The sequence below is a fragment of the Nonomuraea sp. NPDC049480 genome (genome assembly GCF_044465905.1).
GTDB lineage: Bacteria > Actinomycetota > Actinomycetes > Streptosporangiales > Streptosporangiaceae > Nonomuraea.
Genome location: NZ_JBITMD010000007.1, coordinates 19,337 through 33,442, shown reverse-complemented (window position 1 = coordinate 33,442; position 14,106 = coordinate 19,337). Strand labels below are relative to the sequence as shown.

Sequence of the window (14,106 nt, the reverse complement as noted above, 5' to 3'; positions counted from 1 at the left end):
GGCGACCTTCCGCCTGCGCTGGTCAGCCTACGGTCACAGCCGCCCTTGACGGGTCCCGCCTGCCCCGGGCGATGGGGCAGCGGGTGCAGGAGGCCGCCGAGGCGTCCCGGCAGGCACCCAAGCTGGTCCTATCTGCTGGGCACGTGGTGACGTACCGGATCGGCGTGTCCATCATCCTGGGGCGACGCAGGCACGGCAATAAAGCACGCTCGCGGCATCTCTCCCGACGCGTCGAACCAGCCGCCTGGCACCCGAGCGAATCGTCAACCCCGAGGCACCGTCGTACGCCGGGGTTCGCTGCCGCATGCCCCGGTGACTGACCGATTTCCGGACCAGTCGCCGGCGTACGTCTTGCGCTCACTCGTCCGGCCATCCCAGCACATCCATGCCCAGTCGGCCATTGTCGCGGGATGACCGTCGACGTCGCCACGAGTTTCGCGCGCGACCGCCTAATTGGCCAGCCAGCGCAGCTTTCCTTCGGTGGTCAGGAGGGCCAGCTCGCCGTCCGCGGTGTAGGCGGCCGAGGCGGTGCCCGAGTGTCTGGCCACCGTACGGCCGACCAGGTCGATCACCTCGGCCGCACCGCCGTACGTGATCACGAAGGTTGTGCCGGACGGATGGGCGCGGATCTGCGCCTCGTCGGCTATCTCGCGTGACCACGTCTGCTTGCCGAGGGAGTCGACGCCGCTGATGCCGGTGAACCGCCTGCTGCCTCCGTCGCGCCAGTAGGCGTACACGACGAGGCCCTGCGTCCCGGCGGCGCATCCGGCGACGACCGGGAGGCTCGTGGTGATCGGTACCGGCTTGCCCGAGCCGGTCAGCACATAGGCGCGTTCCCCCTTGACCACCGCGGTGGCGCCCGATGCGCAGAGCGACCTGACCGGTTCGGCGAGCGTGTCGCTGGCCACCTCGCGCCAACCCCGCCGGTCGTGCCGGAACCACAGCGCCTGCTTGCCGGAGGTCGCGACCGCGGTCGTCCTGGACGCGTCCTCCGCCCAGGAAAAGGCGCCGTTCAGTGGGATGCGCACGTCCTTGCCTGAGGGACGGATCAAGCGCAGGCTGCCCTCTTCCGTGCCGTCGCTCTCGACGATCACGGCGTCCGAGGCATCACGTGCTGTCAGCACTCGCTTGATCCGGGCGTCAGATGGCGCGAACACGCCCGAGAGGGAACGTGGCTCGGGGTCCGCTGCCTCCGCCGAGCCGGAGAACACCGGATCGGGACAGCGTGCCTGGCAGATCACGTCGGCGCCCCCGGCGTACGCGGCGGGGTCTCGCCAAAGCTCCCTGCCCGACCGGTCCAGACCGTAGAACGCCTCCGCACGGTTGTCGGCCACCACGACACCCTCCGCGGACACGGCCACGATCGCCGGCGGCCGCGCGTCGGGCTCCGGCTGAGCGGTCGCGGCGCTGCAGCCGGTCAGGAACACCAGCAGGGCGAGCACGGCTCGGGACATCACAGATTCTGCTCCCGGGAGAGAGGGTGTGCCGCGCCGCCCGCGGCGCACCCGTCACGTGGCGTCAGGCCTTACCGGTGGTGGCGGTGCACTTCGGGTCGATGCCGCCGACATCGAAGACGAACTTGGCGTCGACGTGCCACCTCTTCTTGTAATCCACCTGCCGCCAGGTCTTCTCTTTGTGCCAGCCCGGCTTGACGTTGTCTCCGGAATTCCACTCCCACAGCGTCTTGTCGGGCCGATCGGCCAGGGACTCGCGGATCCTCAATCTCACGTTGCTCTTCTTGCCAAGGTCCCTGTTGTTCTCGGCGCCCAGCCAGTACTTGATCTCGTCGACAACGTCAGCGTAGCCGTTAGGCGTGTAGAAGACCCTGACCTGCCCTTCGTAGTCGTCCCACTCCACGCAGCTGTCATTGAGCTCCCGCTGCCCCGAGGCGGAGGTCGCCGAGGCCGAGACCCCGGCCGTGGGGATGATCGACAAAGCCACCCCCAGAGCTCCGAAGATCGCGGTCTTTTGCAGGATGCCTGTCACTCGCATGATGCCCTCTCGTCTGGGGTGATTCGATAGCCGGACAAGGGGCCAATCTAGGGATGTGCGGTATATCGGGGGTATGTCCACTATGCGCGTGACCAGAAGGCGAAGGGGTCCTGGGCTGGGCGGAAGGCCCCGATCCAGCACCCCCGCCGCCGGCTCCCGTGGTCCCCGACCACCCCGCGTACCAGCAGATTCTCACCCTCATGACCAACACCGGCCGGCCCACACGAGCGCGCGACCTCTGCCTGGCCCTGGACCTGCCCCTGGCGCGTAAGAACGTCGAGAACACCCGCGCCAAACTCAAAGGCCTGGTCAGCCGGGGCATCCTCGCGGAGGGCGAGCCGGGATCGTTCGCCCAGCCGCATCCATAGCCCGGCAACGAGCCCTTTGACCAGCCCTCCTCATGCAGCAAGCGATCAAAGGGACATCAACTCGCGCACCGCCCTCTGAGTGGAGAAGGGCATTGACGCAGCGAGTGCTGTGACCGGAAAGATCAAGAGTTGGATTGTGCGGAGTAGCGCAAGGCGCCTGGCCGTTGGAGCTCAGACGGTTCGAGAGCGTGCGGGACCGCTTGTCCCTGTAGCGTGCAGCGTTCCCTGGAACAGCTTCTGGGTGCGGGGGCCGGACTCACCTTCAAGACGGCTGATGAGCAGTTCGACGCCGAGGCGACCCATCTCGCGTTCGTCCGCGCTGACCGTGGTCATGGCAGGCGCGGACATCAGTGCAGCCTGCTCGGACATGGCGATGGCGACGATGGACAGGTCATCCGGGACACGCAACCCGCGAGCGAGAGCGCCGGCCATGACTCCGGGGGCGGCTTGTTCATTGAAGGCGAGGACTCCGGTGAGCCGGTGGTCCTGGTCGAGCAGACGGCTGATCAAGGAACTTCCGGCGGCTGCAGTGGATTCGCAGGCAACGGTCACCAGGTCGAGACCCATCTCCGTGGCTGTGCGCTGCGCGGCCTCCTGGATCCGGATCGCGGCTCCCAACCCGGTCTCGAGGACCGGCGCGGCCTGGTTGACGAGCGCGACGTGCTGATGCCCCAGGGCGGCCAGATGCTCCAGGGCGACGTGTACGCACTGGTCGAAATCGGTGTCGACCCAGTCCGTTTCGATGGTCTGCTCGGTCCGGCCGATCATCGCGAAGGGGATGTCGGCGTCTGTGAGCACGGCGATCCGGGGGTCGTCCATCTGGACCTCCATCAGCAGCACACCGTCGAGCAACCCCTGCCCAACCAGGGTGCGCAGTGCAGCGAGGGAGTCGGTCTCCGTGGTCCACAGCAGCAGGTGGTAGTCCATCGACTGGGCATGGTCGGAGGCGCCGAGGATGTACCCGAGGCTGCTGATGTCGATCCCCCGACCCCGGCTGGGGAACACCAGGGCGATGATCTTGCTCCCACGGCCGCGAAGCCCGCGGGCCAGGGCGTTGGGCGTGTATCGCAACTCGGCCATCGCCGCCTCGATGCGCGCCCGGGTCTCGGCAGAGATCGGGCGCGTGCCGTTGATGGCGTAGGACACGGTGCTGACGGACACCCCTGCTCGTCGGGCAACGTCTGCCATCGTTTTCACGTCTGTCCACGCCCCCTTGTGCCTGCGTGCCTGGGCGCATATCGGAGATCGCGTCCGATGTCGCCGGGTGGCCGCGGAGTCGGACCGCGGCGCAGTCCAATCGTTTCGATAACTGTAGCAGCGCCGATCCGGCAATCCCGGAAGTAAGCCCTGGCGGCCGAACGCCGGCCGTCCGCAGGAGCCGCAACCCAAAGTAACGAAGAGGTAACGGCAGATTACGGCCCTGTTGACACTGGGGCCTGACCTGCCTAGTTTCAATCGAAACGTCTAGTCGAAACGTATAGTCGAATCGTTTAGACGGAGTTTCGATCGCTGCCTGCGCGGGTGGCCGCTCGCAGCTGTCCGGAGGAGGACTGACATGATCATGAGAGTTCGGTCGTGCCGTACTCTCGCCCTCGCGGCCGCTGTGACGCTTGCGCTGAGCGCTTGCGGCTCGGGCGGTAACGACGCGGGAAGCGGCGACAGCAAGACCTTCACGGTGTGGTGGTACGAGGACGCCGGCAATCCTCAGGAGAGCGCCTGGCAGGACGCGCTCAAGGACTTCCAGGCGGCCCACCCGGACGTCAAAGTCAAGTTCGAGCGGAAGGTCTGGCAGCAGATCCAGGACGCCGGCGCGATGATCCTGAACTCCAACGACGTCCCGGACCTGCTGGAGTACAACAAGGGCAACGCCACCGCCGGCGCCGTCGCCGCCAAGGGCCTGCTCACGGACCTCACCGCCGAGGCCTCCAAGAAGGGCTGGGACAAAACCGCCGGCACCGCCCTCACGGTGGGCAGCTACGACAGCCGGGGACTCATGGGCCCGGGGAAGGTGTACGGGATCCCCTCGTACGGCGAGTACGTCAGCTTCTACTACAACAAGGACATGTTCGCCAAGAACGGCGTGAGCGTGCCGACGACCATGGACGAGCTCGTCGCCGCGTTCGAGAAGTTCAAGTCTCAGGGGATCACGCCGCTGGCGGAGAGCGCTGGGGACTACCCGGCGCAGCACCTGCTGTGGGGGCTCGCCGCCGCCAAGGCCGACCGGAACTGGTTGAACGGGTACTTCGGGCTCTCGGCGCCGCTGGACACGAGTGCGAACAGCCCACTCACCCAGGCCGCCCAGACGCTGGCCGACTGGACCGCGAAGGGCTACATCGACAAGAAGTCGACGGGCCTGAAGGCCGAAGACGCCTGGGATCTGTTCCGCAACGGCAAGGCTCCGATCACCTACGCCGGCACATGGATGGTCAGCGACTTCAAGGAGAAGATCAAGGCATTTGAGTGGGGTCAGTTCCTGATGCCCGGTTCGGGGATCAGCGCGGGCTCCGGCGGAAACATCTGGGTCGTCCCGAGCAAGGCTGACAACAAGGACCTGGCCTACGACTTCATCAACCTGACGATGGACAAGAAGCGCCAGAACCTGATGGCCAACGCGGGTGGCGTCGCGGTCGCCGCGGACCCCGCCGCGGTCAGCGACGCGACCGGCAAGCTGGTGAACGAGACCTTCTCCAAGCTGGCCGCCTCCGACGGCCTCGGCCTCTACGGCGACTGGCCGGTGCCGAACTTCTATCAGGTGATCTTCTCGAACACCCAGACGCTGGTCGGCGGCAGCCAGACCCCGGCGCAGTTCATGGCGCAGCTCAAGACACCGTACGACCAGGTGCAGTCCACCGTCCGCTGACGTCCGCGCCGACGGGGACCGCCTTCCGGTCGCGGTCCCCGTCCGCCCCCGCCTCAGCACCTCCCAAGGAGGACCGCCATGACCGTCTCTACCGCCGTCGATCGCGCGACACCTCCGGTGTCGCCGATGTCCCTGGCCGCCCGCAAGGGCTACCTGCGCTACCTGGCCCCGGGTGTGATCGGGTTCGCCATCGTCGTTCTGGTGCCGTTCGTGATGAACGTGGCCATCAGCTTCACGGACTGGTCCGGTATCGGGGCACCTAGCTTCGTCGGCCTCGACAACTACCAGCGTCTCGTCACCGACGAGATGTTCTGGTCGGCCTTCGCGCACAGCATCTGGTTCATCGTCGCGATGGCGATCGTGCCGACCGGGCTGAGCCTCATCCTGGCCGCAGTGCTGTTCGACTACATCGAACCCCGCTTCGGGCAGCGCGTCTCCAGCACCCTGCGGGCCGGCTTCTACCTGCCCCAGGTCCTGCCCATCGCCGTGGCGGGAGTCGTCTGGAGCTGGATCCTGACCCCCTACGGTGCGCTCAACACGGTTCTGCAGCAGCTCGGGATCGCCGATCCGCCGAACTGGCTGGGCGACACCGCTTGGGCGATGCCGTCCGTCATGGTGGTCCTGGTATGGATGCAGCTCGGATATGGGCTGGTCATCTTCATGGCCGGCATGGGCCGGATCGAGCCGCAGCTGCACGAGGCCGCCGAGCTGGACGGCGCGTCCTGGCTCACGCGCTTTCGCCACATCACCATTCCCCAGATGCAACCCGAGGTCTTCGTGGTCCTGCTCACCACGACGATCGCCGCCTTGAAGGTATTCGGGCCCGTCTACGTGCTGACCAAGGGTGGGCCGGGGGACGCGACCAACGTGCCCTCCTACTACTCCTACTCGAACTTCTTCGGCACCCTCCAGGTCGGGTACGGGGCGGCGATCGCCACCGCCCTGACCGTGGTCGTCATCGTCCTGACCGCGGCCTTCATCAAGATCCAGTCCAAAGCCGGAGGGGTGCAGTAGGCATGAGCCTCACCACGCAGGTGGACACGACCGCCACTGTCGCACGACCCACTCGACGCAGGCTCCGGCCCGGTTCCGCCGCCCATCCGGCGGGGTCCGAATCCAGGCACCGTCGCGGAATCACCCGCTGGATCGTGTTGGCCCTTCTCGGCCTCGCCATGCTGGGCACCCTCTTCCCGTTCGCCATCGCCGCGATCAATGCGATCAAGACAGTTGAGGACTACACGGCCCGCGGGCCGCTGGCCCTGCCGAACTCGTTCGACCTCAGCGCGATCAAGGACTTCTGGCAGAACGTCGACTACACGAACAAACTCCTCAACAGCATTCTGATCAGCGGCGCCGTCGCGGTCCTCGGAACCTTGATCAGCGTGCTCAACGCCTATGCGCTCGGCGTCGGCAGGATCAAGGGGCGCAAATCTGTGCTCCTGCTCCTGCTCCTGGCCACCACGATCCCGCAAGAGGCACTCATCTACCCCCTCTACTACCTGGCCAAGGGCGTCGGGCTGTACGACACCAAGCTTGTCGTGATCATCATCAGCGCGGTGATGTCGAGCGCGTTCGGTACCTACCTGGTCGCATCGGTGCTGTCCGCCTTCCCGTCGGAGATCCTGGAGGCGTCGCGAATCGACGGGGCCGGCCGCTGGCAGGTGCTGCGCCACGTGGTCGTCCCCGTCATCTGGCCGACGTTGACGGTCCTGACGACGTTCTTCTTCATCTGGACCTGGAACGACTTCTTCCTGCCACTGATCATGCTCGTCTCCAACGACAACCAGACGGCCTCCGTGGCCCTGGGAAGCCTTCAGGGCCAGTACACGAGTTCGCCGACCAGCCTGGCCGCGGCCTCCCTGATGGGCATCCTGCCGGCGGTGGCGTTCTTCCTGATCTTCCAGCGGACTCTCACCCGCGGCACCGTCGCCGGAGCCGTCAAGTGAGCCGACGACCCGATTGACCCCCGGAAGCCGGGAGCCGTGCGGCAGGTCAGGCTGCCTCCGGCAGGCGCCGGTCGGCGCCTGCCGGGCAACGGCGTGGTGTGCCCAGATCTGCCTGCGGACTTCCGCGGACGGAGACGGCGACGGGATCCAACCCAACCACTCACATGATCAACGAGGTGTCCACATGACGTGGTGGCGTAACGCCATCGTCTACCAGATCTACCCGCGCAGCTTCGCCGACTCCAACGGGGACGGCGTGGGCGACCTGCGCGGGATCGTCGAGCACATCGACCACCTGACCGAACTCGGCGTGGACGTGGTCTGGCTGTCTCCCGTCTACCCCTCACCGCACGACGACAACGGGTACGACATCAGCAACTACCAGGACATCGACCCGGTCTTCGGCACCCTCGACGACTTCGACACCCTTGTCGAGACCCTGCACCGCAACGGGATCCGGCTCGTCATGGACCTGGTCGTCAACCACACCAGTGACGAACACCCATGGTTCGCCGAGTCCCGCGCGTCCCGTGACTCCCCGCAGCGGGACTGGTACTGGTGGCGGCCGCCTCGGCCTGGCATGACGCCGGGGACACCCGGCGCGGAGCCCACGAACTGGGTGTCGTACTTCGGCGGCCCCGCTTGGGAGTTCGACGAGGCCACGGGGGAGTACTACCTGCACCTGTTCACCCGCAAACAGCCCGACCTCAACTGGGAGAACCCCGAGGTCCGTGCCGCAGTCCACGACGTGATGCGGTGGTGGCTCGCCCGCGGGGTCGACGGGTTCCGGATGGACGTCATCAACATGATCTCCAAGGACCCGTCCCTCCCCGACGGCCAGCCGGGTACGGCCGGAGCGGCCCAAGGGCTGCTCGCCGATGGCCGCCCGCACTTCATCTGCGGTCCACGGCTGCACGAATTCCTCCGCGAGATGCACGACTCGGTGTTCGCCCGCCATCCGGCACAGCTGCTCACCGTCGGGGAGACTCCCGGGATCAGTCATGAGGAAGGCCGGTTGCTCACCGATCCGGCACGCCGAGAACTCGACATGGTGTTCCAGTTCGAGCACGTCACACTCGACTGCGGCCAGACCAAATGGGACCGTCGCCAGCTTGACCTGCGCGAACTCAAGGCGTCCTTCGCGCGCTGGCAGAACGGACTCGGCGACGGCTGGAACAGCCTCTACTGGGACAACCACGACCAGCCACGAGCCGTCTCCCGTTTCGGTGACGACGATCCGGAATACCGCGAACGGTCCGCGAAGCTTCTCGCCGCCGTCCTGCACCTGCACCGCGGCACCCCGTACATCTACCAGGGCGAAGAACTCGGCATGACCAACGTGCCGTTCAGCCACATCGACGACTTCCGCGACATCGAGTCCCTCAACCACTACCGCCACGCCGTCGCCAGCGGCGCCGACCCGGACGACGTGCTCGACGCACTGCGCAGCCGAAGCCGCGACAACGCCCGAACACCCGTCCAATGGACCAACGGCCGACACACCGGCTTCACCACCGGCACCCCGTGGCTACCCGTCAACCCCAACCACACCGAAATCAATGCCGCTGACCAGCGGAAGGACCCCGACTCGGTCTTCCATTTCCACCGCCGGCTCATCGCCCTTCGCCACACCGAGTCTGTCGTCGTCGACGGTGACTACACCCTCCTGCTCCCTCAAGACGAACAGGTCTGGGCATTCACCCGCCGCCTCGACAGCACCGAGCTCCTCGTCCTGGCCAACCTGTCCCGGGACCACGTCGCACCCGCCCTTGATCCCACCCCGTGGGCACACGCCGACACCCTCCTCACCAACTACCCTGACGCCGGCCAGCCCCCGAGCCCCTTCCGCCTACGCCCCTGGGAGGTCGTCGTCTACCGCCGCGTCGTCGTAGCAGGCAGTTGAGTCGGTCCGGCCCGCGACCTCCAGGACACCTCACTCATGGTCACCAGAGCTGACCTTGCACGCCTCGCCGGCGTCTCCACCGGCACTGTCTCGCACGTTCTCACCGGGACACGCACAATTCGGCCGGAGACGCGCCGCAAGGTACTCGCCACGATGAAGCAGCTCGGCTACACACCCAACGCCGCCATGGCCGGCGCCCTGGCCGGAGGGCGCAGCCGCATCATCGCGAACGTCTTTCCCTCCCAGCCCCGGGCGATCGTCGGATCCGACATGGAGTACGTCCTGGCCGCCACCGACGCCGCCCGGGCGCGAAGCTTCCACGTCGTGCTCTGGACGACCGGGCAAGACGACATGGACGAGCTGCGCCGGCTGGTCCGGGCCGGACTCATCCAAGGGTTCCTGCTGACGCAGGTCGCCTTACAGACGAACGCGCGGATTTCCTCAAACAGTGATTACCTCCGTGAGAACGGGAGCCGGATGTCCGTCACTCTCGGCGCCACCTCCTCGCCCCGTCCTCCGCGGATGTTCACTGTCCCGCGTTCCCAGTTCAGGTCGATGGCAGACCCGCGTCGTCGAGCGCGGCCACGCAAGTCTTGCTCTAATGTGGCAGGTCTGCCTCGATCAGACGTCGCCGGGATGTCACGATCGCCTGTCAGCCTGGCGGAGCATCGCGTCTAGTTCGGGGTCGGGCATGAGCTGCCGGATCTCTTGCGCGCAGCGGCAAGCGACGGCGAACTTGGCAGCCCACGCCAGCGCCTCTTCGCGTGAGGCCACGTCGACGACCACGAACCCGCCAATGACCTCCTTGGTCTCCGGGTAAGGGCCGTCAGTGACCATCCCGTCCGTGGCCACGACGCTCGCCCTCTGCCTTTCCAGCCCGGCGCCGAACACCCATACGCCGGCGTTCACGGCCTCCTGGACCACCGCGTGCGAGGCCTTGCCCACGTCGGGCATGTCCTCGCTGGGGATGTGGTCCATCGCGCCGTCATTGAACGAGATCAAGTACTGCGTCATCTCATCACTCCCTTGTCCCGGCGGCTTCCTCCGGCCGCCTCTCACCTGTTCTACGAACGACTCGCCCCGGATCCGACGCTATGCCAAAGATTTTTCGCGGGGCCTCCGCCGCTCGGCGCCTGCGGGTGTCATGCCGCCCCTATTCGCGGAGATCATCGCCGCCGCCACCGGCCACGAGTGGTCCCACCGCGCCTAATCTGCTGTAGACAACGCGCGCCCCGGCTTCCCGCAGGTCTCACCATGCGTGAGCGGGCAGCCTGTTCGACGACGAACCAGGCCCTGCTGAACCCGAGGCTGTCTGTCGTGCTCCGGGTGCACGGTCGGGAGTGCTAACCGCTTTCGAGGGCGATGACCTCTTTCAAGGCGCGCCGCAGCATGGTGACCTGGTCCCCGCCGAGATGCCGCGACCACCGCTGCTCGATGTCCATGAGGATCCGGGCCGCTGTGACCTGGGCCAGCTTGCCATGGTCGGTGAGCCGGATGATCTTCGCGCGGCGGTCGCTCGCGTCGGCCACCCGCTCGACGTAACCGTGATCCTCCAGTTCGCCGACCAGTTCGCCGATCGCCTGCTTGGTGAGCCCGGAGCGTTCGGCAAGCGTGGTCAGCCGCGAGCCTTCGGCGTCGATGAACCGGAAGACGGAACCGTGCACGTACCGGATCCCCGGGCGGCCGGCACTGGAGCTGCGGATCGAGGCGCACGGCACGGCAGGCGAGGACGTGCTGCTGTATCTCCACGGCGGCGGCTTCGTGGTCGGGTCGGCGCGTGTCACCGCCCACCTCACCGTCGCGCTGCTCCGGCACCTCGACGGCCGGGCGGTCTCGCTCGACTACCGGCTGGCGCCGGAGCATTCGTTCCCGGCCGCGCCCGATGACTGCCTGGCGGCCTACCGCGAGCTGCTGGACTCCGGCGCCGATCCCCGGCGGCTGGTGATCGCGGGTGACTCGGCCGGGGCCGCCCTGGCCGTCGTCACCATGATGCGCGCCCGGGACGCGGGCCTGCCGATGCCGGCGGCGGCGGTCCTGTTCTCGCCGGCGGTCGATCTCACCCTCAGCGGCGCGAGCATGCGGTCCAAGGACGGGGTTGACCCGATCTTCACTCCCGCCGATCTCGAGTGGTACTTCGATCAGTACGTCACCGGCGGTGACAGGTCGGCGCCCGAGGCGAGCCCGGTCTTCGCCGACCTCACCGGGCTGCCGCCCCTGCTGATCCAGGTCGGCTCGAGCGAGCTCCTGCTGGACGACGCCGTACGGCTGGCCGGGCGCGCCGGAGCCGACGAGGTCGCGGTGACGTTGGAGGTGGCTCCGCGCCGACCACACGTGTTCCAGCACGACGAATCGGCCGAGGCGGCAGCGGCACTGGAGCGGGCCGGCCGGTTCATGGCCTCCCGGCTCCGCGGCAGGAAGGAAGAATCGTGAATCGGCTGGCCGAGCAGATTATGGGGCCGGTGCTCGCTCCCCGGTACGAGGAGTACGACGAGGAGCGCGCCGGTTACCAGACCGCCCGCCGGCATCGTCCCGACCTGGTGGTGGGCGCCGTCGGACCCGCCGATGTGCAGGCGGCGGTGACGTACGCGGGCAGCCGCGGGCTCCCGGTGGCGGTGCAGGGCACCGGGCACGCCTCGGCCGCCGTCGTCTCCCGTCTTGTCCACACCGTTCGCGCTCGCGGCTCTCATGCAGGCACCCGCGGGGGCAGCGCGGCGCCGCACCACCGCCGCACGTAGTCAGAGCTCAAGCACCATCAGGATCTCGTCGCGATCGTCACCTGGCCCGAGCCGAAGCGCACCAGGCCACCGGCCAATCTCTTTCCAGCCCAGCCGCCCATAGAAGTCTTCGAGCCCCGCTCCACCCCGGGCAGCGAGGTGGAGCTGTTCGAGCCCCATCTCTTCGCGCGCGAGGCGGCGCAGACGGTGTATCAGCGCAGCCCCGATGCCCCTGCCCCGGAAGCCGGTATGTGTCTGGACATGATGGACCGTGCCCCAATGAGCGATCAACGGGTTGACGTCACGACGCACGTTCAGCCACCCAGCGAGCGTCCCATCGACGCAGGCCAGGAGGAATCGACTGCGTTGTGGAGCGAGGTCGGCAATGATCTGATCAGCGACTACAGCCACCTGATCGAAATTGACAGGCGGGAAGGGAAAACCGGCCGCGCCTCCGGCGTTGGTCACTGCAACCCAGCACTCGATCAACTCCCGTCGCAGATCGGGCGACATCTCGTCAGGGCTGGTGATCTGCAGGAACTCAGGAATCTCCTCGTGCACCATGGCCACAGCCTGGCAAACGCCTCGGACAAAACAAGAAGAAGCGCCTCCGGCGGGGGGCTCAGGCTCCGGACGATCGCCCGCACCGGACCTGCGTCTCCGAGCCGGTCTTCCTGCACGCGGGCCGACCTGCACCGCATCGAGGTCCGTCGGCCGCTGCTAGCGATCCTTGGTCGCTAGGTTCTGGGACGCCAGTTGCCGTTGCACCAGCCGGCGGAAGTCATCGGTCGCGGGATGAGAGGGGCTGATCGGCCACACCAGATACACCGTCACGGGGGCGGCATCGGACAGGTGCAGGTAGCGGATGCCCGGGTGGGGGTGGTTGTAGCTGATGCCCGCGGTGGTCACCCCGACGGCTTCCCCGGTAGCGATGGTGGTGAGCCACTCGTCGACGCCCGGCACCTGGAAGGTCGAGGGCTGCCGGGTGCCGGGCCACAGATCGGCGCGCGTGGTGGAGGCAGTCGAGCACAGGACGACGGGCTGGTCCGCGAGATCGGCCAGGCACACGGCCGAGCGCTGGGCGATCGGATGGTCCTCGGGCACGGCCGCCATGCGCTGCTCACGGACGAGAGAGCAGCGCGCCAGGCTGGGATCCGGGGCGGGCTCGGTGCGCAGGAATGCCACGTCGGCCTCGCCTCGCCGTACGGCCGCTTCGGGGTCATCCACGCGCCAGACGTGCACAGGCGTGTCGGGATGGCGGTCACGCCAGGCGCGAAGGAGGGGAACCGTGTGGCTGCCCAGTGCGGACCAGGCGAAGGCCACGCGGATGGAGCGCGGCTGCGTCCCGGTTACCGCCTCGGTCAGCGCGGTGTCCACCTGGTCGAGGATGCGGTGGGCGTGCTCCCACAGCCGCCTTCCTGCTTCGGTGAGCGTGAGGCGGCGAGTGGTGCGCTCGACCAGCCGGGTGCCCAGACGGCTTTCCAGCTGTTCCAAGGTGCGTGAGAGCGCGGGCTGGCTGATGTGGAGAGCGAGCGCGGCACCGGTGATGGTGCCCTCGTCTCCGATCGCCGCCAAGGCCCTGAGATGACGCAGCTCCACATTCATAATCGCCGAGCATAAATGCTGCCTGAAGAGCATTTCACTGCCGGATCCGTGCCGCCGTAACGTTGTCGCCATGAAGATCCTCCTCATCGGCGCCGGCGGCACGCTCGGCACCGCCGTGCGCGAGACGCTGCTCGGGCGGGGCCACGACGTCCTCGCTGTCGGTCGAAGCAGCGGCGACCTGCGCCACGACATCTCCGACCCCGCTCAAATCGCGGCACTGTACGCGAAGGCGGATGCGGTGGACGCCGTGGTCAGCGCCGCCGGCCACGTCCCCTGGAAACCGTTCGCCGAGTTGACGCCGCAGGACTACCAGGCGGCGTTCGACAACAAGGTGCTCAGTCAGATCGAGCTGGTGCGCCAGGGCGTTCCGCACGTTCGAGAGCGTGGGTCCTTCACCCTGATCACCGGGGTGCTGGCTCGTGAGCCCGTTGTCACGGGCAGTGCCGCGTCCATGGCCAACGGCGCGGTGGAGGCGTTCGTGCGGGCGGCCGCCATCGAGATCGCACCCCAGCGAATCAACGCCATCTCCCCGACGGTCTTCAGGGAAGACCTCGACAAGTACGGGGCCTACTTTCCCGGCTTCCCGCCGGTAGACCTCAGCGATGTAGCCGCGGCTTACGTCCGCTCCGTCGAAGGTGCGCAGACCGGCCAGGTCTACTCCCTTCCGTAATGCTGGGGAGGACTTTCCGGAACGGTCACGAAGCGTGCGATGGCGGGC

Annotated in this window: 16 protein-coding genes and 1 pseudogene; 9 read left to right on the top strand and 8 right to left on the bottom strand. The window is 67.4% G+C overall.

Going from position 1 to position 14,106, the window contains the following annotated elements:
- Positions 1-449 precede the first annotated feature (449 nt).
- Both ACIBX3_RS21175 and ACIBX3_RS21170 read right to left on the bottom strand, forming a co-directional pair.
- Positions 450-1,454 (bottom strand): hypothetical protein, encoded by a 1,005-nt coding sequence (locus ACIBX3_RS21175; protein WP_397119416.1) that lies wholly within the window; start codon positions 1,452-1,454, stop codon positions 450-452.
- 64 nt (positions 1,455-1,518) lie between these two features.
- On the bottom strand, positions 1,519-1,992 hold the full coding sequence (locus tag ACIBX3_RS21170; protein ID WP_397119414.1) for a hypothetical protein: 474 nt from the start codon (positions 1,990-1,992) through the stop codon (positions 1,519-1,521).
- A gap of 200 nt (positions 1,993-2,192) precedes the next feature.
- Here ACIBX3_RS21170 and ACIBX3_RS21165 point away from each other — a divergent pair, with 200 nt between their 5' ends.
- A complete protein-coding gene (locus ACIBX3_RS21165; protein WP_397119412.1) occupies positions 2,193-2,360 on the top strand; it encodes a hypothetical protein in 168 nt (55 codons plus the stop codon).
- A gap of 171 nt (positions 2,361-2,531) precedes the next feature.
- Here the strand turns inward: ACIBX3_RS21165 and ACIBX3_RS21160 are convergent, their stop codons facing one another.
- A complete protein-coding gene (locus ACIBX3_RS21160) occupies positions 2,532-3,548 on the bottom strand; it encodes a LacI family DNA-binding transcriptional regulator (RefSeq protein ID WP_397119410.1) in 1,017 nt (338 codons plus the stop codon).
- A 367-nt stretch (positions 3,549-3,915) separates the two neighbouring features.
- Here ACIBX3_RS21160 and ACIBX3_RS21155 point away from each other — a divergent pair, with 367 nt between their 5' ends.
- From ACIBX3_RS21155 to ACIBX3_RS21135, 5 genes and pseudogenes are all read left to right on the top strand, one after another.
- Positions 3,916-5,220, top strand: a complete 1,305-nt coding sequence (locus tag ACIBX3_RS21155; protein ID WP_397119408.1) for an ABC transporter substrate-binding protein — start codon at positions 3,916-3,918, stop codon at positions 5,218-5,220.
- A 78-nt stretch (positions 5,221-5,298) separates the two neighbouring features.
- A complete protein-coding gene (locus ACIBX3_RS21150) occupies positions 5,299-6,234 on the top strand; it encodes a carbohydrate ABC transporter permease (protein WP_397119406.1) in 936 nt (311 codons plus the stop codon).
- Between the two features lie 134 nt (positions 6,235-6,368).
- Positions 6,369-7,166, top strand: coding sequence for a carbohydrate ABC transporter permease (locus ACIBX3_RS21145; protein WP_397119404.1), 798 nt, complete (start codon positions 6,369-6,371; stop codon positions 7,164-7,166).
- Positions 7,167-7,350: 184 nt separating this feature from the next.
- On the top strand, positions 7,351-9,069 hold the full coding sequence (locus ACIBX3_RS21140; RefSeq protein ID WP_397119402.1) for an alpha-glucosidase: 1,719 nt from the start codon (positions 7,351-7,353) through the stop codon (positions 9,067-9,069).
- Between the two features lie 36 nt (positions 9,070-9,105).
- Positions 9,106-9,189: pseudogene (locus ACIBX3_RS21135) on the top strand (LacI family DNA-binding transcriptional regulator); the annotation flags it as partial.
- Between the two features lie 47 nt (positions 9,190-9,236).
- On the opposite strand, the gene ACIBX3_RS21130 reads toward ACIBX3_RS21135, so the two are convergent.
- The 3 genes from ACIBX3_RS21130 to ACIBX3_RS21120 form a co-directional block, all read right to left on the bottom strand.
- On the bottom strand, positions 9,237-9,458 hold the full coding sequence (locus ACIBX3_RS21130; protein WP_397120260.1) for a hypothetical protein: 222 nt from the start codon (positions 9,456-9,458) through the stop codon (positions 9,237-9,239).
- Positions 9,459-9,708: 250 nt separating this feature from the next.
- The gene (locus ACIBX3_RS21125) at positions 9,709-10,083 is read right to left on the bottom strand and encodes a YciI family protein (RefSeq protein ID WP_397119400.1); all 375 of its coding nucleotides are present in this window, start codon (positions 10,081-10,083) and stop codon (positions 9,709-9,711) included.
- Positions 10,084-10,412: 329 nt separating this feature from the next.
- Complete coding sequence (locus tag ACIBX3_RS21120; protein ID WP_397119398.1) at positions 10,413-10,733, bottom strand: MarR family winged helix-turn-helix transcriptional regulator; 321 nt, start codon at positions 10,731-10,733, stop codon at positions 10,413-10,415.
- Between ACIBX3_RS21120 and ACIBX3_RS21115 the strand changes: the two genes are divergently transcribed.
- Both ACIBX3_RS21115 and ACIBX3_RS21110 read left to right on the top strand, forming a co-directional pair.
- Positions 10,708-11,499 carry an alpha/beta hydrolase gene (locus ACIBX3_RS21115; protein WP_397119396.1) on the top strand — a complete coding sequence of 264 codons (792 nt, stop codon included), beginning with the start codon at positions 10,708-10,710 and terminating at the stop codon, positions 11,497-11,499. The genes ACIBX3_RS21120 and ACIBX3_RS21115 overlap by 26 nt on opposite strands.
- On the top strand, positions 11,496-11,804 hold the full coding sequence (locus ACIBX3_RS21110; protein ID WP_397119394.1) for a hypothetical protein: 309 nt from the start codon (positions 11,496-11,498) through the stop codon (positions 11,802-11,804). The genes ACIBX3_RS21115 and ACIBX3_RS21110 overlap by 4 nt, the downstream gene beginning before the upstream one ends.
- On the opposite strand, the gene ACIBX3_RS21105 is transcribed toward ACIBX3_RS21110, so the two are convergent.
- Entirely contained in the window at positions 11,805-12,347 is a 543-nt protein-coding gene (locus tag ACIBX3_RS21105; RefSeq protein ID WP_397119392.1) for a GNAT family N-acetyltransferase, read from the bottom strand. It abuts the gene before it with no gap.
- Between the two features lie 156 nt (positions 12,348-12,503).
- Positions 12,504-13,388 carry a LysR substrate-binding domain-containing protein gene (locus ACIBX3_RS21100; RefSeq protein WP_397119390.1) on the bottom strand — a complete coding sequence of 295 codons (885 nt, stop codon included), beginning with the start codon at positions 13,386-13,388 and terminating at the stop codon, positions 12,504-12,506.
- Between the two features lie 70 nt (positions 13,389-13,458).
- Between ACIBX3_RS21100 and ACIBX3_RS21095 the strand changes: the two genes are divergently transcribed.
- Positions 13,459-14,058, top strand: coding sequence for a short chain dehydrogenase (locus ACIBX3_RS21095; RefSeq protein WP_397119388.1), 600 nt, complete (start codon positions 13,459-13,461; stop codon positions 14,056-14,058).
- The last annotated feature ends 48 nt before the right edge of the window (positions 14,059-14,106 follow it).